Origin of the sequence: Amycolatopsis sp. NPDC057786 (assembly GCF_042797905.1) — a bacterium.
Lineage (GTDB): Bacteria > Actinomycetota > Actinomycetes > Mycobacteriales > Pseudonocardiaceae > Amycolatopsis.
In genome coordinates this window covers 1-18,939 of sequence record NZ_JBHVKW010000114.1, presented here as the reverse complement: position 1 = coordinate 18,939, position 18,939 = coordinate 1, and the positions used below count along the sequence as shown (strand labels likewise).

The window sequence follows — 18,939 nt, the reverse complement described above, 5'->3', positions numbered from 1 at the left end:
CATGGGCTGGCTGCGTCACCTGCTGGGTGACCGTGTCCCGGCGGATTTCGACGGCTCGCTGGACGACGGCGAGCACGTCGTCGGCGGCGCGGCGGTCGAGGGCGGTGGATACCTGCTGGTCACGGCGCTGGGACTGTGGGTACCGGGGCCGCGCCGCGTCGGCTGGCATCTGGTCGGCAAGGCCGCGTGGGCCGACGGGGTGCTGACCCTGACCGAGTCCGAGGAGACCGGGACCGCGGGGAACGCCGTGCTGCTGGCCGACAAGACCCCGGTCCGGTTCCGGCTGCCCAAGCCCGGCAAGGTCCCGATCCTCGTGCGGCAGCGGGTCGACGGCTCGATCCGGGGACGGCACCGCAAGGACCTCGAAACCGGGGGAGCGTGGTTCGTCGAGCGCAAGGTCCCCGGTCAGGACGGCACGGTGCTGCAGGTGCGCCCCGATCCGGGTACCGACGTCGACGTCGTCAAGGCGATCGCCGAGGAAGCGGCAAGGAAGCTGGCCTAGCAGTACACTCGTACTGTATCGCTGGGAGGCGTCATGTGGGATCCGGTCAAGTACCTCGACTACGCCGACCTGCGGGCCAGGCCGTTCCACGACCTCGTGGCGCGGATACCGGCCGATAAACCCCGCCGCGTCGCCGACCTCGGCTGCGGGCCAGGGAACCTGACCGCCGCTCTGGCGGAACGCTGGCCGGGCGCGATCGTCGAGGCGAGCGACAGCTCACCCGAAATGGTCGAAGCCGCCCGCTCGCGCGGCGTCGACGCACGAGTGCTCGACGTCAACGACTGGGTGCCCGAACCGGATACCGACGTGGTCATCTCGAACGCCGTGCTCCAGTGGGTCCCGGAGCACCGCGGCCTGCTCCGCCGCTGGGTGGGCCTCCTGCCGTCCGGCGCGACGCTCGCGTTCCAGGTCCCCGGTAATTTCGACGCCCCGTCGCATGCGCTGGTCCGCGCCCTCGCGCGCACCGAGGAGTGGGCACCGCGCCTCGCCGGCGTCGTCCTGCGGGAGAACGAGGCCGTCGACAGCCCGCTCGGCTACGGGAACCTGCTCGCCGACGCGGGATGCGCCGTCGACGCCTGGGAGACGACGTATCTGCAGCGGCTGACCGGGGAGGACGCCGTACTCGAATGGATCACCGGCACCTCGCTGCGGCCGGTCAAGGAGGCCCTGACGGGGGAGGACTGGGACCACTTCCGCGCGCAGATCGCCCGGAAACTGGACGAGGCCTACCCGCCGCGTCCCGACGGGACCACCTGGTTCGAGTTCCGGCGTGTCTTCGTGGTCGCCGTCGTGGGCTGAAGGGGACTTTCCCCTCGTCAGACGTAGTGAAAGAGCCCTTCGTCGCGTCGCACGCGGTGAAGGGCCCTTTCGGCTCGGGTCAGCGTTGCGGGGATCGCCCGAACCGCTCACCGACCTTGGCGCGAGCGACCCCGGCGGCGCCCTGCACCATGGGGTGGTCGGCGACCTTGCGGTAGGTCCGCACGATCTGCTCGTACCGCCCCCGGCCGGCCTTCGCGCCCAGCACGTAGCCCGCGGCCGCGCCCAGCAGGAACATCTTCATCCGAGTCCACGCCTCCGTTCGATCTTGCTCCAGCTGTCATTGTCCCTCAAAACGCGAGCTTGACGAGGTGATCCCCAAAGTGGGGGGTGGGTGCGCGGCCGCCAAGGGCATGGGCTAAAGTTCTCTCATCGGTCGGAGCGATCCGGCCGGTACGGAGCACAATCCCCTGTAGCTCAACTGGCAGAGCATTCGGCTGTTAACCGGAGGGTTCTTGGTTCGAGTCCAAGCGGGGGAGCACAGAGTTCCTTCAGAAGAGCCCAGGCCAGGCGGCCTGGGCTTTCTTCGTGTCTGGGCACTCGGGGCGATTTAGTGTCGTTTTGGCATCCGCTGCCTTCCGCCGACAACAGCACGACCCGGCCCGCATGTGGCTCGGCAAGCTCGCCCGTTCACTCGGTGCCGTCCGGCACCAGCGCCGCACCGGGCGCCAGATCCACCCGCCCCGTCACCCTGCCAGGCCGATCAGCGTGTTGTCCCCCAACGGATGCCGGAGGTCCATCGTCAATCGGCGATGCCAGAGCATGTCCAGCCGGTCATCCAGCGGCCGCCGCTGTGCCGACAGCGTGATCCGCTGGTGTCGGCCGGTCTTCGCGCCGCGTGTCTTCTTCACGTCGATATGCACCATCTGGCCGGGCCGTTCGGCGATGTTCTTCCGTCCTCGGCCGGCGACTACGCCGAGAGTGACGCGGAAGGAGCGAGCGCGAGTTTGCCGACGGTAGTGCGTGCTTCGAGATCCTGGAGGGCCTGCGGGCCGTCCGCCAACTCGTGCACGGTAGGAGTCCCTTGGCTGAGGACTCCGCCCGCGATGAGGCCGAACATCTCTCCCATCACCTCGCCGAAGATGTGCGGCGTGGACTGGATCAGGATGCCGATGTTCAGTCCGATGAGGTGGACTTGGTGCTTGTAGACGAGGTCCCAGTTGGTGATCGACGCCTCGCCGCCTGCGAGGCCGAACACGACGACGCGGCCCGTGATCCGCTTGGTGGCTGTCAGACTCGTCTCAAGGGTCGCGCCGCCGGCTGACTCCAGCACGAGGTCGACGCCGTTGCCTCCGGTGAGTCGAAGGACTTCTGCGGCGAGGTCACTGCTGCCCGAGTCAAGGAAGTGGTCCGCGCCCAGCTCCTTGACTACGGCGTGCTTCTCGGGAGATGCCGCCGCGATCACCGTCGCCCCGTAATGCTTGGCCAGCTTCACGGCCACTTGGCCGGTTCCACCCGCGGCCGCATGGATCAGCACTGTCTGCCCCGCCTCGATCTGCCCGAGCGGCTTCAGCGCGGCCAACGCGGTCGGCCAGGACACGACCATCCCCAGCGCCTGCTCGTCGGTCCAGCCGGGCGGCAACGGTGTACTGCCGGCCGCCGTCAGGACGGCGTACTCCGCGAACGCTCCTCCCATGATCGTGACGCCGATGACGTGAGAGCCGAGCTCGACGCCGGAAACGCCTTCGCCGAGCGCCACGACCTCGCCAGCGGCCTCGATGCCGGCCACGTATGGCGGCCGCGGCCCTCCCGCGAACACGCCGAGGGACTGTGAGATGTCGACGAAGTTGACGCCCGCCGCGCCGACTCGGATCAGCACCTCACCCAGGCCGGGGTTCGGAACTGGCACATCGGATACCAGCTGAAGGTCCTTGGGGCCGTCCAAGGACGACTGCTGCAGAGCGCGCATCGTTGCGGGAATGTTCATGGCCATCCGATCAGGTTTGTTTGTCGATCGACAAACAAACCTTGTCACAGGGGTCGGGGCCGGTCAAGCTAATGTTGGTCGAACGGCAAACAAAGCACGGAGGCGCACCGATATGGCCAGTCGCGGGCGGCCGCTCACGTTCGACCCCGACGCTGCCTTGCAGCGGGCGCTCGAGGTGTTCTGGGAGCGCGGCTACGAGGGCACCTCGCTCAGCGAGCTGACTCGGGCGATGGGGATCGCCTCGGCGAGCATCTACTCCTACTTCGGAAGCAAGGAGAGCCTTTTCCGCCGGGTGATGGACCGCTACGGGGCGACCGCCGGCGCACCACCGCGGAACGCGCTCGACGAGCACCCGGCCGCGCGCGAGGCGATCCGCGCCATGCTGCTGGCGACCGTCGACCAGATCACGCGCTCTGACGCCCCGCACTACTGCATGCTCATCCTCGCCGCCCCCACCGGAGCGATCGAGAACGAACCGGTCCGCGAATTCCTGGCCGACATCCGTCGCTCGCAGTTCACCGCGATCAGAGACCGGCTGCGACGCGGGATCGACGAAGGTGAGCTCGACGCGAGCGAAACCGACATCGACGCCGTCGCACGCTACTACGCCACCATCGTGCAGGGCCTCTCGATCCAAGCTCGCGACGGTGCAACGCGCGCCGAACTGGAAAGCATCGTCACGGGCGCGATGGCCGGATGGTCCGCACTCACAACAGCCGTGTAGACCACTCCGCAGGCGCTCGCAGTTCCAGCGTCGACGATCTTCTGACCGGCGACCGCGGTGGTGAGGGCGAGTTTGGACTGCGCGTACGCGGCGCCTCGGTTGTAGCGGCGCTTCCAGTTGATCCGCCCGCCTCGGCGCAACGACGAGGACACGTTCACCACGCGGCTCACCTCGGAGCGGTCGAGTGTGTCTTCGAGCAGCAGCAGATACGGGGCGAGGTAGTCGACCTGGACGGTTTGTTCGTGGCCGTCCTTGGTGAGAACGCACCCGTGCGGGCCGGTGATTCCGGCGTTGTTGACCAGAACACTGGCGCTGGCGCCTGCCGCGGTGGCGCCAACATCATTGCGGTCCGTGACGCAGGCGGGCGCACGGCCGCGAACCGGTGGCCTGCTGACTGCGCGAAACAGCGCGGGCATCGGACTCAAAGCCACGGTGCACTGGCTTTCCTGGCAGGAAAGCAGAATGAAAGGTTCCCAGGATCGTAGGTGCCTCGCCCGTTCCCGGCGAATACGCATCCAATCTTCCGTCCTCCGCCATTGCTGTCGGGCGTTCACCTGACAGAAAACGGTACTCGACATTGTTAACCTGATGATCGAGCGCGGCCTGTTCTCCCGGCCGGCAGATCACGAGGGGATTGTCATGAGAGTTCGTTCGAGGGTCGTCGCATGCCTTGTGTCGATGTTCATGATGCTCGCGCTAACGTTCGTCGGCGCGGGATCCGCGGCGGCGGACCAGTCGAAATCCATCTCCGGGAAGTCGCCGGACGGCGGCGCGAGCTTCAGCGGGACGCTGACGTGGACCGGCCGGGGCAGCTTCAAGGCCGACATCACGTTGAAGGACGCAAAATGCGACGGGAACCCCGTCTACTTCTACTTCATCATCAACAAGGGGTGGACGAGCGAGTGGCAGGGCAAGCGGCGCGACAACAACGAGGGCTGCGGCAAGACGATTACCTGGAAGGGCATCGCGGGCTCTGACAGCAACGGCATCTTCGGCCCCACGCTGCGGGTGTGCACGGACATCCGGCCGGGGCTGGACTCTTGCAAGGAGTACGCCTACGACAACCCGTACTTCCCGTAACCGGCCTCACCCGCCGATCGGCTCGGGCTCCCGGGCCGATCGGCTCGGCGGGCTACGGGTCGAACCGATATCCCATACCGTGCGCGGTGACGAGATGCCGAGGCCGTGAAGGATCGACTTCGAGTTTATGGCGGAGCTGGGTCGTGTACAGGGCACGGGTAGCTTCAGTTCGTCAAGAACACGTAAGCGTGGGTATGGTGTCCGCGTCGAGGCTCAGCCTCGTGGTGTGCCGGGAAGCCTGGTCGGCGAGCCGAGCCGAACCACACCCGGAGTAGCCCATGATCACTGTTCCCGCCACCGGATCGCGCAACTCGGCGTTCCATGTCTGAGAGCGCCACACCTCGAGCCCGGCTTTTCGACCGTGGTTCCTGGCCGGAGGCCCAGCGCGTCACGCAGATCCTCCGCAAGGAGACCGTGGGTGGTGTTCTGCTCCTGGTGGGAGCCGTCGTCGCCTTGGTGTGGGCGAACACCCCTTGGTCAGGCGCATACGAGGCGTTGCGTGAGGTCCGGGTAGGACCGGCGGCTCTGCATCTGGATCTCAGCTTGGCGACCTGGGCCGCGGACGGGCTTCTCGCGATCTTCTTCTTCGTCGCGGGCCTGGAGGTCAAACGCGAGTTCGTCGCCGGGGATCTGCGCGATCCGAGGCGGGCCGCGGTCCCGGTCGCCGCCGCTGTCGGAGGCGTCGTCGTACCGGCTCTGATCTACATCGCGATCAATCTCGGTGACCCGGCCGCGCTGAGTGGCTGGGCGATCCCGACAGCCACGGACATCGCGTTCGCCTTGGCCGTCTTGGCGGTGATCGGGCACCACTTGCCGTCCGCGCTACGAACCTTCTTGCTCACGTTGGCTGTCGTCGACGACCTGATCGCCATCGTGATCATCGCCGTCTTCTACACGCGTGAGCTCCTGGTCGGCCCGCTATTGCTGGCCCTGCTTCCCTTGGCCGTGTTCGCCGTGCTGGTTCAGCGCAGGGTGCGATCTTGGTGGCTGCTGCTTCCGCTCGCGGCGACGACCTGGGCGCTGGTGCATGCTTCGGGAATCCACGCCACGGTCGCCGGCGTCCTGCTGGGGTTCGCGGTACCGGTGATCCGTAAGCACGGCGAAGGGCCAGGACTCGCCGAGCATTTCGAGCACCGGTTCCGGCCGATCTCGGCCGCCGTGGTGGTGCCGGTATTCGCTTTCTTCGCCGCCGGTGTCACCGTGGGTGGACTTGGCGGCCTGGCCGATTCACTCCTCGACCCCGTGGCGCTGGGTATCGTCCTCGCGCTCGTGCTCGGCAAGATCGTCGGCATCACCGGGGCCACCTACCTCGTGTCCCGGTTCACCCGTGCGGAGCTCCACGGCGACCTCGCCTGGACCGACGTGATCGGGCTGGCCGCGCTGGGCGGCATCGGCTTCACCGTGTCCCTGCTCATCGGTGACCTCGCCTTCGGTGCGGGCAGCGAGAGTGACGAGCATGCGAAGATCGCGATCTTGGTGGGCTCCCTGCTCGCCGGTCTCGTCGCCACGATCATCCTGCGCATCCGCAACCGGGTGCACCGCAGAATCTGTGCCGAAGAGTCGGTCGACTCCGACCACGACGGCATCCCGGACGTGCACCAGCATGAAGGTGAAACGCGTGGCTAGACGGCTTCACGTTCGGGCACGGTTTGCTCCGCTTCGGAGGGAGCTCTGTGCTCTCGGCTCGCAGGCCCCGGCGGATTGAGCCCGGAGCCCCGCGACAGAGGAAACGAGGTGGTCGCCGGAGGCCACGCGTTGTCGCGTCGCGTGGAGGCCCAGTAGCGCCGGCTCATCGGTACTTGACGGCGTGATCAGGTCTCGGCGTGGTGTTGATCTCGCCCCGGGCCAGCCTGGCTGGAGCACCCGATGCAAGCCAATGGACTATCGCCGCCTCGTTGAACACAAGTACGGACCTATCAGGCGACTCCTGTACCCCACGCACTGCATTCCTTCTTATTCGAGTGGAGCATTGTGCCGCATACCTGTATACGGACGACGCGGCCTTCGACAATGTCGCGGCTTCCGTCTGGAGTTCCGAGTTCGTGCGTCTTTTCAGTCCCCGTGATCCTGTCCTTGTCCAAGACGTTCCCGTAGCGGTCGAGTACCTCAACGTTGACATAGACCTTGCCCGCGACGGGGTAATTGTAGATGACGAGCAGCTCATCGTAAGCGTGGAAGACAGCCCAAAGTTGCGCGTTCTTGAGCTCGCCGCATTCAGCCTCGCGAGTGATCCAGACGGTGGCGTTCTTGCCTCCCTTGTCACTTGGGTACGGGCGCTGGAAACTATCCCGGCATCCCGTATCGGCCTGTGCCGGTGTCTGGCCGATGGCTAGAGGAGTGGCCAGGATGGCTACAACTGCGAATACTCGCAGTGCAACCCTGCCGAGAAGCGTTTTCACTCTGTGTTCCTTCCGTCGTTCATTCCGGGCAGTGTTCCTGTTCCAGCTCTCGCCGCCCGGATTGTGCGCGGAGCATCACTGCTGGATTGTGACCGCGAGAACTGGCGACGCTGCGCGATTCTCGCTGCCAGTGCGGCGGTCTCTATGGGGCCTGCTCCGTGATGGCCGCGGCCGCACAAAAGAGAGTAGGGCGACTGGCTGGACTCGGCCAGAACTTTGCGTCCTGTCGAAAACAGTCCATTGAGGACTTGTCGTTCCAATGCCCAGGCATCGTTGGTCCCGAGCTGGGGGACGCGCATCGCTACGTGGCCGCCATGCCTCCTGTGGGAGCCGCACTGAAAGTCATTTGAACGTTCGGGCGGAATGCGCCCGCGCGTCGGCTTCGCCAGTGCCGTCGATGACGTGAACGGGGCTATCGCTCATAGGCTCGCCGGTACTCCCACTGAGAGAGTTGTCACACTGGCCCCGACCCGTCGTCGTATCGATACGCAATCGACCGAGGGAAGGTACCCTGTGCGACTTGCTTCGCGAGGGGTGAGACTTGCGCGGCAAGTCGTCACAGCGATGAAGGGAAAACCGCTCCATGACGACCATTCAAATCGTGGCATGGAGCTGTTGGGGCGGATTCGTCGCGCTGGTGGTCCTGGTCTCGGTGTTCCAGATGCGCAAGCTCAAGCATCGGGAGAAGGGCATGCAGGCCTGGCCGGTTCGCCTTCATGGCCGCGTTTTGCCTCGGGTCGTTCTTCTTTCTACGGATGCTCGTCGGCTTTGAGTCTTGCTGCTCAGACGTTCCGGCTGGATGGAGGAGAGCTACGCGGACATGTCACAGGCGAATCGCAGCCCTGGGAAGAAGATGGCCTCGCACCTGAAGATCGTGCTCTGGGGTGGTGGCGTGCTCGATGTTCTGATCCTTCTCGGCCTTCTGATCCGATATGGCTTCGCCCGAAAGGATGACAAGCGATGAACGATCGGCCTGAGCGCTTGCGCTCCTACCCCGGCCCGGATCGGCCGTTGGAGTACTGGCTCTCTCCGGAGCTGGCCCGCCTGAGCCCGCCCGAAGCGCGCTCCCGTCTGAGGGAACTGGCAGACGCCCAAGGCACTTTGACAGCAGCCTGGGGAGCAGGCATCGGAGGCGGCGTGGTCTTCATTCTCACCGGGATCTTCATCATGGTCATGGGCGGCGGCCTTGGTCCTTTCATCGCTCTCGGACTCTTCGGAGCCGGGCTCCTGGTTGGGGGGATCCTTGGATGCCGGCGCGTTCGATCCAGGTTGCCGAAGACGAGGCACACGCTGATCACGCGCGGCCCGGGCTCGGCACGAGGTGGCATCAGCATGATCGTCTTCTTCGGCGTCGTCCTTGGCGCGGTGTTCGGCTACGGCGCGTTCAACGGCGGTGCACGAGAAGGCTCCACGGTGGCCGCGTTGATCGGCGCGTACATCCTGATCATGCTGTTCCTCGTGGCCTGTCTCCTGGTGCCCTCCACGATCATGGGCCGGTCACGAGCTAGTTTCCGTAGGAAGGTGCAGAGCAATGCCCAATTCCGGGCGCTCCTTGAAGAGGATCTTCTGACTTGGCGCGACCCTGTCGGGAACGCCTCGTACGGCCCGCTCTGACCACAGCTCGAACGTCCGGACCGTCCGATCCGATGTGAGCCGGGACAGGGAGACGAAGGAGGCGCGATGCGCGAACCCAAGACACAGGCGTCCCCGTTCGGGGCACTGAGGCTGGGCGGAAAGTGCTACTGAAGCCACGTCGCGATGGGCGGAACACGGGATGCGCCGACTTTCACCGACGGGGCCTCAGCGTTGATGCCGGGCCTAACCGGCATCAACGCTGAGGCCGTTGCGGGTTCGGTAGCGCTGTTCGAAATCTGCCTGGAACTCGGCGGGAACCGCGTTGAGGGGGCGGCGCTCGATGAGGTGGTCGTCGGAGACATAGAAGTTCCGGTCGCCGAAGTCGTCCGGTTCGCCGGGGGCCGGGGTGCCCGGCGGGTAGTGCAGCATCCAGCCGGTGTCCATCCGGACGGCCTTGATCCCCTTGGTCGAGCCGCCGAGCCGCTCCCGCCGAAGGTGGTAGTGGACCAGGGCGTGGGCGTTGCTCTCGCCGATCTTTCCCGGCCCCAGGCCCAATCCGGTCACGGTGAGGGCACGGGCGGACCGGTCGACCCAGCCGTCGACGACCAGGTCGGCAGGCCGCACGACCCGCAGCGCGGTCTGCAGCGCGGTGGCGACCTGCCGTGCCAGTTCGGCGCAGCTTTCCGGGCTGCCAGCGTAGATGTACCTGTGCCAATCAGGAAGGCCATCGGACGGCGGCTTCCATCCGGCCGCGACCAGGTTCTCGTGGTCGGCGGGCGACATTCGCCACCGCTCGTCGACGACCTTGTCGCTCACCAGCCCCGCGTAGAGATCGGTGACGAGGTCGGGGTACTCCGGGTCCTGCTCCGCCGAGAACTGGGCGAAGCGGTTGCCCTCCGCGTGCATGACCAGTTTCGCGGTCGGCGGCAACTCGTACAGCAGTTCGCCCAGGTTGACGGCGAATTCGGCCCAGCTCGGGCCTTCCGGGGTGCTCACGGTCAACTCTTTCTCGGTCGGGGAGTACGTCACAGACCCTACTGTGTCACCGTCAAGCTCGATATCTCTCTGGTCCGAGAAGCCCTGTCCGTGCGATCGCTGATCCATCGAAGTCACCGTGCCCCGACCCGGAGCAGGAGCAGCAGGGCGGCCGTCACGACGAAGACGGCACCGCTGGCGATGTAGAGCTGCTCGGCGGTCCAGCCGACGTCGAGCAGGGTCCCGGCGATACTCGGGGCGAGCACGGCCCCGGCGCGGCCGATCGCCAGACCGGTGCCGACGCCGGTGGACCTGACCGCGGGCTCGTAGACGACTGGGGTGATGGCGTACAGGCCGGCGACACAGCCATTGACCACCACACCGATCATCGCGGCCAAGGCGAACGCCAGCGCGAGAGTGGGGATCGAGGCGATGAAGACCGCCAGCAGCACGGCGGCCACCACGAGATAGGCGACCAGGACGTTGCGCAGCGCGAATCGTGCCGACAGCAGACCCAGCAGCGCGGCCCCGAAGATCCCGCCGACGTTGAGCAGCGTGCCGCCGGTGATGCCCGCCGTCGTGGAGAGACCGGCTTCGACCAGAAGCGTCGGCGTCCAGCTCGTCACGAAGTAGAAACCGGCCATGATGCAGAAGAACACGACCCAGAGCAGGAGCGTGTTACGCCGTAGTCTCGCGGTGAGCAGCTCACGGTAACCCGCGCCGACACCTTGCGGAGCGCCGGGAGACGGGGGCAGCTCGGCGAGCGGGCTGTGCCGCATGCGGGCCAGCAACGCGTTGACCCGTTCGAGTGCCCTCGTCGGCCGGCGGACGAGCAGGAAGTCCAGCGATTCGGGAAGCCTCCACCACACCAGCGGGATCGACAGCACGGTGGCGACGCCACCGGCGAGGAACACCGACCGCCAGCCGAACTGGCCGATCAGCACGGCGGTGAGCAACCCGCCCAGGGTCGCCCCCAGCGCGTAGCCGGTGGAGTTCAGGCTGACCGCCAGTCCACGCCAGCGCGCGGACGCGTATTCGGCCGAGATGACGTTGGTCGTCGCGAGAATGCCGCCGATCCCCAGGCCGGTCACCGCTCGGAGCGCGCCGAGTTGCAGCGGCGACTGGCTCGCCGCGGACAGCAGCATCCCGGCACCGGCGACGGCCAGGCAGCTCAGCACGATCGGGCGGCGGCCGAGCCGGTCGGCCCACGGCGCGATGAGCATGGAGCCGGCGCCCATGCCGATCAGACCGGCGGAGAGCAGCATGCCCAGCTCGGCACCGCTGAGTCCCCAATAGGCCGAGACGGACTTCCCGGTGAAGGCCATCACGACGACGTCGAAGCCGTCGAGCATGTTCAGCAGCACGCAGACGGCGATCGCGCCCCACTGGAAACGCGTCATCGGTTTGTCGTCGAGGAGCTCTCTCACCGAGGGCGTGGCGATGGTCGGTTTGTTCATGGCAGCACTCCGTTGTCGACTGCGAACTTCCCGGAACAGAAGGCTTTCTCGAACGAGGTCAGGCGGGGTGGGTCAGGAGGGGCACCCGGCTCCAGCCCTTCAAGGTGTTGTTCAACGTGGGCACCGGTTCCGCGGTGGGTTCGAGGCGCGCGGCCCGCTCGGCGAGCGCGGTGAGCACCAATTCGGCTTCGAGCCGGGCGATGGGCTGGCCGACACACTGGTGGATGCCCATGCCGAAGGCGACGTGCCCGGTGGCCTTGCGGGTGATGTCCAGCCGATCGGCGTCCGGCCCCCACTTGCGCGGGTCACGGTTCGCCGCGCCGAGGAAGAGCAGGACCTTTTCTCCTTCGGGGATCCCGATCCCGGCCACCTCCGCTTCGCGCGTGGTGGTGCGGAAGAAGGTTTGCACGGGCGACTCGTAGCGCAACGCCTCGTCGAAGGCGAAGCGCGCGAGCGCCGGATTCTCGCGCAGCCGTGCCCATTGATCCGGGTTGGCGCTCAGGGCCTGGATCGTGTTGCCGATGCCGTGGACGGTCGTGTCGACGCCGGCCGACAGCAGCGACCGGACCAGCAGGGGAGCTTGCTCGTGGGTGATCTCGCCGCGATCGGCGGCGTCCCACAGCTTCGACCCGAGTCCGCCGGGCGCGAGCGCGTCGCGTCGGCAGCTGTCCTGGATCCATCGCTGTACGGGTGCGGCGCCTGCCAACGCTCGCTCGAGCAGGTGGTTGTGGGGGCCGAAGGCGTTGAACGCCAGCGCGCCATAGGGCAGAAGGTTTTCCCGGCCCTCCTCGGGAAGTCCGACCGCGTCGGGAAAGACCTTCAGCGGGTATCGCTCGGCGAGATCGGTGATGGCGTCGAACCGCCGCAGCGCAACGAGCTTGTCGGCGAGTTCTTCCGCCTCCGCACGAAAGGTCTCGCGGAATCCGCGCACCGTACTCGCGGAGATCACCCTGCCCATCGCACCCCTGGCGACGGTGTGCGCGGGAGGATCGGCCTCCAGCAGCAGACTCGGCGGTCGCCAGGGCTTTTCCTTGTGGAAGTCGGAAAGCCCAGCCCCGCGGCTGGAGCAGAAGGTGTCGTGGTCGGTCAAGGAGGCGTAGACCTCGGCGTGCCGGGCCATGGCCCACACCCGGTAGCGCTCGAGGTAGACGACCGGTCCGGCTTCGCGGAGCCGCTCGTGCATCGGATACGGATCGGCGAGGTTTTCGTCGGTGAACGGATCGATGTCGAGTACTTCGATCGCACTGGGCAGAGCGGACATCGTTGTCTCCTGCTCGTCAGAGATCGAGGACCAGCCGGGGCGAGCACGAACGGGACACGCAGATCATCATCGTGTCCCCGGCGTCCTGTTCCTCGTCGGTGAGAAGTGAGTCGCGGTGATCAGGTTTTCCCGACAGCACAGGGGTTTCGCAGGTGCCGCAGGTGCCTTCCTGACACGAAGAAAGGACAGGCACCCCGGATTCTTCGACGACGTCGAGGATGGAGCGGCCGGCCGGTACCGCCAGTACGGTGCCGGTCCGCGCCAGTTCGACCTCGAAGGCCGTGCGGGGACCGTCGGCGCTGCCCTCCTTCGGCGCGAAGCGTTCGACGTGCAGGACACCGGCCGGTCGGTCCGCGCAGTGTCGTTCGACCGCGGTGAGCAGGCCCTCCGGCCCGCAGCAGTAGATCGCCGTCTCGGCGTCCTCCTCGCCCCCGGCGAGCAGGGCAGGCAAGTCGAGCAGCCCTCGTTCATCCTGCGGGTGGATCTCGACGTGCTCGGGGTAGCGCGTTTCCAGGTCATCGCGGAAAGCCATCGACGAGCGGGTCCGGCCGCCGTAGAGGAGACGCCAATCGCCACCGGTCGCGGCCACTCGCGCGATCATCGGCAGGATCGGCGTGATGCCGATACCGCCCGCGATGAACAGGTAGCGCTTGGCCTCCACCAAGGGAAAGTGGTTGCGGGGACCGCGAACGTGCACTCGCTGTCCCTCGGTGAGGGTGTCGTGCACGTACCGCGACCCACCGCGCCCGGTCTCTTCCCGGAGCACGGCCACCTGGAGAACCGACGAGTCCCGCGGATCACCGCACAGCGAATAGTGGCGGACGAGACCGGAATCCAGCACGAGGTCGAGGTGTGCGCCCGGTTCCCAGGCGGGAAGGGGGCGTCCGTCCGGACTCCGCAGGGTCAGCCGGACGACGTTGTCCGCGAGGGTTTCCTTGCGTTCGAGCACCAGGTCCAGTTCGTGCTCGGTGTGGGGCGCGTTCTTCATCGGTCACCGGCCGTTTCGTGTTCGCCGGGATGGCCCAGCAGCCATTCCCACAGCTGGACGGGGTCCTCGAACTCGCGTTCGGCGGAGCAGTGGCACACCGCGCGCAGCCGGTCGGTGCCCAGCACCCAATGGATGCGGAACACGCGGTCGCCGGACAGCATCGGCCGGTTCGCGGGGACGCCGGTCATGCCGTGGCCGTCATGCGCTGGAGCATCCGCCTCGCCGCGAGGCCGCCGGTGTCGATGTTGACCGACAGTTCCTGATAGCCCTCGGGTTCGGCCGCGACGACCTGCTCCAGGACATCGAGCGCCACGACGTCCTGAAGGACCACGGTGCGGTTGTTCTCGGCGAGGAACTTCGACACTTCGTCGTCACCGAGCGCGAAGTCGCGGGCGACGGCCCAGAAGTCGTGGGTGGAGTGTTCGGTCTCCGGGGTGATCGCGTACACCACCTCGACGTGGAAGGCGTCCGGGTCGCTCCCGTCGAGGCGGGGGACCGAGCCGAGCGGAGCGATGCGGCTGTGCAGTTTGTACAGACACGGTGGCGTGTATTCGATGTCCTGCCAGCGCGCGATCCTGCCCTGCAGCCCGGTCGATTTCGCGTAGAACGGCGGGCATTCCGCGTCGTCCATGTGGCGCGAGACGTAGACGATGCCGGCGTCTTCGTCGACCTCGGTCGTGATCGGTGTTTCCGCCACCTCCGGCGTACCGATGTAACCGCCGTGCAGGTACGTCTCGTGCGACAGGTCCAGGAGATTGTCGACCAGCAGCGAATAGCGCGCCTTCAGCGGCTCCATCCCCCGGACCGTGGTGTAGTCGGGCGAATCGAGATAGGGCACCCTCGGGATGCGTGACACGTCGGCCTCGGCCGGGTCGCCGATGAAGATCCAGACCAGCGAATCCTGCTCGGCCAGCGGGTATCGGCGCAGGCGAGCGGTGCGCGGGACGCGGTTCTGGCCCGGCACCGAGACGCAGTTGCCGTCGGTGCCGTAGGTGAAGCCGTGGTAACCACAGATCACTTGGTCGTCCACGAGCCGTGAAGGTGCCTGGGAGAGCGGGAAGCGCCGATGCACGCAGCGATCGGACATCGCGGCGACCTCGCCGCCGCGGGTACGCCAGAAGAGGATGGGCTCGTCGCAAATCGTGCGGGAGAACAGTTCCTGCTTGATCTCGGTGCTGTAGGCGGCGACGTACCACTGGTTCCGCGGAATGGTGGTGGTCATGGTCGGTCTCCTCGTCCTTGAGGCCGTAGCCGGGAAGCTGTGGGCCAGCCTGACGGGAGCGACCTGCCGCGCCGAACAGCCTTTCCAAAAGATGGAAGACTTTCCGGCCTAGCGGATCGGTGCGATCAGGGCACGGGAGATCGCGCGTGCGCTGGTGCGCACCAGCGGAGCCAGCGCGTGCGGTTTGGTGCCGGCATGGTGGACGACGAGGGACACCGCCGCGATGACCTGCCCGCGGCCGTCGTCGATCGGCGCGGCGACCGACAGGGAATCCAGCGTGACCTGCCGGTCGCTGATGACGAAGCCGTTGGTGCGGACGTCGGCGAGCATCCGCCGCAATTCCCCGGGGTCGGTGACCGTCTTGCGGGTATAGCGTTCGATCGGTCCGCTTAGCACCTCGTCCTGCACTTCGGCGGGGGCGTGGGCGAGCAGCACCAGGCCGACGCCGGTCGCGGTGAGCGCGAACCGCCCGCCGACCCTGGTCAGTACGGAGACGGCCCCGGAGCCGGCGATGCGTTCGATGAAGACGACCTCGGTGCCTTCCCGTACCGCGAGTTGCACGTTCTCCTTCGTGATCTGGGAAAGATCTTCGAGGAAGGGCAGTGCCCGCTCGCGTAGCCCTTGTCCGCGTGGTGCCAGGGCGCCGAGTTCCCAGAGGCGCAGCCCGACCCGGTACAACCCGTCTTCGCCTCGCTCGACGGCTCCCCAGGAACTCAGCTCGTTCAGCATCCGGTGCACTGTGGACAGTGGCATGTCCGCGCGGCGGGCGATTTCGCTGAGGCTCAGTGCCGGGCGCTCCACGGTGAACGAGCCCAGCACCTGGAACGTGCGACCGACCACGGACCCCGTGCGGCCGGGACGGCGACCTCTCACCGTTGTCGCGCCTGCCAGGCCCGCACGTAGGCGCGGCCGTAATCGTTGCCGTGCGGTGTCCGCAGCACGGTGTGGATGTGGAACGGCTTCGGGGTGTCGTAGTCGAGGAAGACCCCGCAGTGGTGGTCGAGTTCGGCGATGATCACCGGCGACTGGACGCGGTAGTAGAAGACGTCACCGGGTTCGTGTCCGCCGATCCAGCTGAACCAGGTCTCACCGAGCCACGACCGGACCTCGCGCATCCTGGCGGCTCGCGGTCCGGAAGGCAGCGGCGAGACGAAGGTCTCCACGATGTCGAGCACGATACGCCGGGCGTCCCCGGGCATGTCGGCGACCCGGATGCCTTCGACCGGGATGACGCGGTTGTCCTGGAAGGCGCCTGCCAGGTGACGTTCGTCGCCCGGATGTACCCGCCCTTGCGGCATGTCCGGATCCACCATCCGCCGGTAGATGACCGCGGCGCGGCGCTGGTCCGCGGGCAACGCGGCCATCAGGTCGGTGCCCAGCCGGATCCGTTCGGTGAAGGCGGTGACGCCGGCGTGCGGCCCCTCGTCGATCTCGTTGGGCTCGGCGCCGAGGAAGATCGGGCTCACCACCATCCGGCCCTCGACCACGAGACAGTTGACCGCGCAGTGATGCCCGAACAGCTGCCAGCCCCACGGCGCGACCGGGTCGGGCCTGCCGTACAGCGCGACGTTGTAGCTGAACTCGTTGAGGATGCTCTCCAGACCGACCACCTCGCCGAGGAAGCCGTTGATCAGCATCATGCCGTGCACCAGCGAAAAGCCTTCGGGGCTCAGCGAAGCGCGCACCAGATCCAGCGCCCGCCGCCGTACTTCGGCGGGCTGGAACTCCAGCCTGATGCCGGTGTCGAACTGCAGGAACTCCGGATTCGCCCAGGTCTGCCATTCGACCGCGTCCACCGGATGGTTCAGCGCGCGACGGCCGTCGTCGTCGAGCGCGGCCTCCAGCGCGAGCGCGGCCTCGATCATCGCGGCGACCGGTGCCTCCTCGCCGGGCAGCGCGGGGGTGAGCCGATGACAGTCGGAGCGCAGCGTGCCGTCTTCGGTGATCCCGCGGAATTCGTTCAACTGCAACGGTTTCCAGCCGCGGATCAACCCGCCGGTGAACGGGTCTCGTTTCGCCGCCTCCCGGTACTCGTAGGCGTCCAAGCCCTTGAGTTCGGTGATACGCGGTGAGTCCGGCGGGTACAGGAACCGGCGGAATTCGGCGGACACGGGGCTCCTTCCTGCTCAGTCGGTGGAGTTGTGCCGGGCGACGGCGGCGCGGACGGCGGTCTCGTCCCCGGCGGCGATCGCGTCGACCAGGTCCGCGTGGATCCGCAGCCGTTCCGCGCGGTAGGCCGCGGCGTCCGTGGCGTCCAGCCGTGGGCTGGTCGAGCCGAGGTGGCCGAGTGTGCCGAGATACACCGCGCGGGCCATGGCGTTGGGGCACAGTGCGGCGATGCGTTCGTGCAGCGCCCAGTTCGCCCGGACGAACGCGTCCCAGTCCGGGGCGTCCGCCATCGTGGCCACGGCGGACCGCAGCCCGGGGATGTCCGCCTCGCGGCGACAGCGGGCGGCCCCGACGTCGATGAGGACTTCGAGGTGATTGCGCAGCTCGACCGCGTCGGCCACCTCCTCCTGGGCGTCTTCGCGGATGCCGAGCAGGGTGCGCCGCATCCGGACGACCGGCCCTTGATCCGCGACGAACAGGCCGCCGCCCCGGCCGGGCCGGATGACCAGTACGTCGCGGTCGGCCAGCAGCCGGACGGCTTCGTTCACGGTCGCCCTGGCCAGCCCGGATTCGCGCTGGAGCGCCTCGATCGTGCCGACCGGTGAGCCGGCGGCCAGCCCGGCCGTGCGGACGCGGGCCTCCACGGCGGCGGCGAGCTGCTCGGCCCTGGTGCGGGGCGTCGCGCTCGCGACCTTGAGTCCTGCGAACAACTCGGTCATAGTGCTAGTCAATCATAAAGTCTGTAACGTTTACAGAGTTATCGACCGAGGAGTGACATGCGGATTGTGGGAGTGGCCCGCGCGGGCGGTGTCGACGTGGCGAGCCTGTCCGAGGACGGCGCGCAGGTCACCGTCATCTGCGGGCTGGAGGAGTTCTGGGCCGAGCCCGAGGTCCGCGTCGGCGGGCAGGCGGCGGGGGAGACGCTGGCCGTCGACGCCGTCACGCTGGTGCCGCCGGTTCTGCCCGGCGCGCGGGTGCTGTGCATCGGGCTGAACTACCTCAAGCATGTCGCCGAGGGTTCTTACCGGGATCAGGAGTTGCCCGAGTATCCGACGTTGTTCGCGCGGTGGACGCGGTCGCTGACCGTCGGCGGGGCCGAAGTACCAGTGCCGTCGAACGAAGACGGCCTCGACTGGGAAGGCGAGATCGTCGCCTGGGTCGGGCGGACCCTCGTGGACGCCGGGCCCGAGGAGGCGCTGGCGGCCGTCGTCGGATACTCGACCTTCAACGACATCACCGCGCGGCGGGCGCAGAAACTGACGTCCCAGTGGATTCTCGGCAAGAACGCGGACCGTTCCGGGCCGCTGGGGCCGATGGTCCCGGCGGCCGAGGTCGGTGATCTGCGGGACGGTCTCCGGGTCCGGACCCGCGTCAACGGCGAGACCGTCCAGGACGGCTCGACCACCGAGATGGTCTACCACGTCGGGGAAACCCTCGCGCATATCTCGCGGACGATGACCCTGCGTCCCGGTGACCTGCTGGCCACGGGCACGCCGTCCGGGGTTGGCTACGCGCGCACGCCGCCGTGGCTGCTGCGGCCGGGGGACGTGGTCGAGGTCGAGGTGGACCGGCTGGGCGTCCTCCGGAACCCGATCGTCGGCAGCGAGCACCGCCTGGCCTAGGTGAGAAGGCTCCCGTCTTGCCCACCGGGGCCGGGGCGGGCTTGGCCGGGGGTTGCGAAAGTGGCTTTCGCAACGTCGGTCGTGACGCCGGACGGGAGCCTGGGATCATGTCGCGAAAGCCACTTTCGAGACGTCTGACGTCCCCGAAAGTGGCTTTCGCGGCACACCTCCAGAACCCCAGGCCGGAGCCAAGGTGGCGTGGCCGGTACCGGTGGTGGGGGGGGGGGGGGTGGGGGGCCAAGCCCAAACCCCCCGCCCCCCACCCCCCCCCCCCCCCCCCCC

General features: G+C 67.5%; 22 protein-coding genes and 1 tRNA gene. 10 read left to right on the top strand and 13 right to left on the bottom strand.

The window, feature by feature from the left end; all coding sequences use genetic code 11:
* The first annotated feature begins 1 nt into the window (after position 1).
* On the top strand, positions 2-502 hold the full coding sequence (locus ACFVM3_RS36245) for a hypothetical protein (protein WP_378444413.1): 501 nt from the start codon (positions 2-4) through the stop codon (positions 500-502).
* 33 nt (positions 503-535) lie between these two features.
* Positions 536-1,300, top strand: a complete 765-nt coding sequence (locus ACFVM3_RS36240) for a trans-aconitate 2-methyltransferase (protein ID WP_378444412.1) — start codon at positions 536-538, stop codon at positions 1,298-1,300.
* A gap of 79 nt (positions 1,301-1,379) precedes the next feature.
* Here the strand turns inward: ACFVM3_RS36240 and ACFVM3_RS36235 are convergent, their stop codons facing one another.
* Positions 1,380-1,562: a hypothetical protein gene (locus ACFVM3_RS36235; RefSeq protein WP_378444411.1), complete on the bottom strand. Its 183-nt coding sequence runs from the start codon at positions 1,560-1,562 to the stop codon at positions 1,380-1,382.
* Between the two features lie 162 nt (positions 1,563-1,724).
* Here ACFVM3_RS36235 and ACFVM3_RS36230 point away from each other — a divergent pair.
* Positions 1,725-1,797 (top strand) — tRNA-Asn (locus ACFVM3_RS36230).
* A gap of 207 nt (positions 1,798-2,004) precedes the next feature.
* Here ACFVM3_RS36230 and ACFVM3_RS36225 read toward each other — a convergent pair.
* Together ACFVM3_RS36225 and ACFVM3_RS36220 are read right to left on the bottom strand one after the other, a co-directional pair.
* Entirely contained in the window at positions 2,005-2,169 is a 165-nt protein-coding gene (locus tag ACFVM3_RS36225; RefSeq protein ID WP_378444410.1) for a hypothetical protein, read from the bottom strand.
* 59 nt (positions 2,170-2,228) lie between these two features.
* Entirely contained in the window at positions 2,229-3,251 is a 1,023-nt protein-coding gene (locus tag ACFVM3_RS36220; RefSeq protein ID WP_378444409.1) for an NADPH:quinone oxidoreductase family protein, read from the bottom strand.
* On the opposite strand from ACFVM3_RS36220, the gene ACFVM3_RS36215 reads away from it, so the two are divergent.
* From ACFVM3_RS36215 to nhaA, 3 genes are all read left to right on the top strand, one after another.
* On the top strand, positions 3,238-3,969 hold the full coding sequence (locus ACFVM3_RS36215; RefSeq protein WP_378444408.1) for a TetR/AcrR family transcriptional regulator: 732 nt from the start codon (positions 3,238-3,240) through the stop codon (positions 3,967-3,969). The genes ACFVM3_RS36220 and ACFVM3_RS36215 overlap by 14 nt on opposite strands.
* Before the next feature lie 588 nt (positions 3,970-4,557).
* Complete coding sequence (locus tag ACFVM3_RS36210; RefSeq protein WP_378444407.1) at positions 4,558-5,049, top strand: hypothetical protein; 492 nt, start codon at positions 4,558-4,560, stop codon at positions 5,047-5,049.
* Positions 5,050-5,370: 321 nt separating this feature from the next.
* Positions 5,371-6,675 carry a Na+/H+ antiporter NhaA gene (gene nhaA, locus ACFVM3_RS36205; RefSeq protein ID WP_378444406.1) on the top strand — a complete coding sequence of 435 codons (1,305 nt, stop codon included), beginning with the start codon at positions 5,371-5,373 and terminating at the stop codon, positions 6,673-6,675.
* A gap of 290 nt (positions 6,676-6,965) precedes the next feature.
* Here nhaA and ACFVM3_RS36200 read toward each other — a convergent pair whose 3' ends face one another.
* Positions 6,966-7,448 carry a hypothetical protein gene (locus ACFVM3_RS36200; RefSeq protein WP_378444405.1) on the bottom strand — a complete coding sequence of 161 codons (483 nt, stop codon included), beginning with the start codon at positions 7,446-7,448 and terminating at the stop codon, positions 6,966-6,968.
* A gap of 583 nt (positions 7,449-8,031) precedes the next feature.
* On the opposite strand from ACFVM3_RS36200, the gene ACFVM3_RS36195 reads away from it, so the two are divergent.
* Genes ACFVM3_RS36195 through ACFVM3_RS36185 form a run of 3 tightly spaced genes read left to right on the top strand, consistent with a single transcriptional unit; the run spans position 8,032 to position 9,062 of the window.
* Entirely contained in the window at positions 8,032-8,220 is a 189-nt protein-coding gene (locus tag ACFVM3_RS36195; RefSeq protein ID WP_378444404.1) for a hypothetical protein, read from the top strand.
* A gap of 27 nt (positions 8,221-8,247) precedes the next feature.
* On the top strand, positions 8,248-8,412 hold the full coding sequence (locus ACFVM3_RS36190; protein WP_378444403.1) for a hypothetical protein: 165 nt from the start codon (positions 8,248-8,250) through the stop codon (positions 8,410-8,412).
* On the top strand, positions 8,409-9,062 hold the full coding sequence (locus ACFVM3_RS36185) for a hypothetical protein (protein ID WP_378444402.1): 654 nt from the start codon (positions 8,409-8,411) through the stop codon (positions 9,060-9,062). The genes ACFVM3_RS36190 and ACFVM3_RS36185 overlap by 4 nt, the downstream gene beginning before the upstream one ends.
* A gap of 204 nt (positions 9,063-9,266) precedes the next feature.
* Here ACFVM3_RS36185 and ACFVM3_RS36180 read toward each other — a convergent pair whose 3' ends face one another.
* The 9 genes from ACFVM3_RS36180 to ACFVM3_RS36140 all read right to left on the bottom strand — a co-directional run bounded on the left by ACFVM3_RS36180 (position 9,267) and on the right by ACFVM3_RS36140 (position 17,754).
* Entirely contained in the window at positions 9,267-10,019 is a 753-nt protein-coding gene (locus tag ACFVM3_RS36180; RefSeq protein WP_378444401.1) for a hypothetical protein, read from the bottom strand.
* A 113-nt stretch (positions 10,020-10,132) separates the two neighbouring features.
* Positions 10,133-11,455, bottom strand: coding sequence for an MFS transporter (locus ACFVM3_RS36175; protein ID WP_378444400.1), 1,323 nt, complete (start codon positions 11,453-11,455; stop codon positions 10,133-10,135).
* 58 nt (positions 11,456-11,513) lie between these two features.
* Positions 11,514-12,716, bottom strand: coding sequence for a cytochrome P450 (locus ACFVM3_RS36170; protein WP_378444399.1), 1,203 nt, complete (start codon positions 12,714-12,716; stop codon positions 11,514-11,516).
* A 16-nt stretch (positions 12,717-12,732) separates the two neighbouring features.
* Complete coding sequence (locus ACFVM3_RS36165) at positions 12,733-13,704, bottom strand: PDR/VanB family oxidoreductase (protein WP_378444398.1); 972 nt, start codon at positions 13,702-13,704, stop codon at positions 12,733-12,735.
* Entirely contained in the window at positions 13,701-13,892 is a 192-nt protein-coding gene (locus ACFVM3_RS36160) for a hypothetical protein (protein ID WP_378444397.1), read from the bottom strand. The genes ACFVM3_RS36165 and ACFVM3_RS36160 overlap by 4 nt, the downstream gene beginning before the upstream one ends.
* The gene (locus ACFVM3_RS36155; RefSeq protein ID WP_378444396.1) at positions 13,889-14,926 is read right to left on the bottom strand and encodes an aromatic ring-hydroxylating dioxygenase subunit alpha; all 1,038 of its coding nucleotides are present in this window, start codon (positions 14,924-14,926) and stop codon (positions 13,889-13,891) included. Before ACFVM3_RS36155 ends, ACFVM3_RS36160 begins: the two co-directional genes overlap by 4 nt.
* A 108-nt stretch (positions 14,927-15,034) precedes the next feature.
* Positions 15,035-15,766 carry an IclR family transcriptional regulator gene (locus ACFVM3_RS36150; protein ID WP_378444395.1) on the bottom strand — a complete coding sequence of 244 codons (732 nt, stop codon included), beginning with the start codon at positions 15,764-15,766 and terminating at the stop codon, positions 15,035-15,037.
* 29 nt (positions 15,767-15,795) lie between these two features.
* Complete coding sequence (locus ACFVM3_RS36145) at positions 15,796-17,037, bottom strand: DUF3500 domain-containing protein (protein WP_378444394.1); 1,242 nt, start codon at positions 17,035-17,037, stop codon at positions 15,796-15,798.
* 15 nt (positions 17,038-17,052) lie between these two features.
* Positions 17,053-17,754 carry a FadR/GntR family transcriptional regulator gene (locus ACFVM3_RS36140; RefSeq protein ID WP_378444393.1) on the bottom strand — a complete coding sequence of 234 codons (702 nt, stop codon included), beginning with the start codon at positions 17,752-17,754 and terminating at the stop codon, positions 17,053-17,055.
* 57 nt (positions 17,755-17,811) lie between these two features.
* Here ACFVM3_RS36140 and ACFVM3_RS36135 point away from each other — a divergent pair, with 57 nt between their 5' ends.
* On the top strand, positions 17,812-18,657 hold the full coding sequence (locus tag ACFVM3_RS36135) for a fumarylacetoacetate hydrolase family protein (RefSeq protein WP_378444392.1): 846 nt from the start codon (positions 17,812-17,814) through the stop codon (positions 18,655-18,657).
* Positions 18,658-18,939 lie beyond the last annotated feature (282 nt).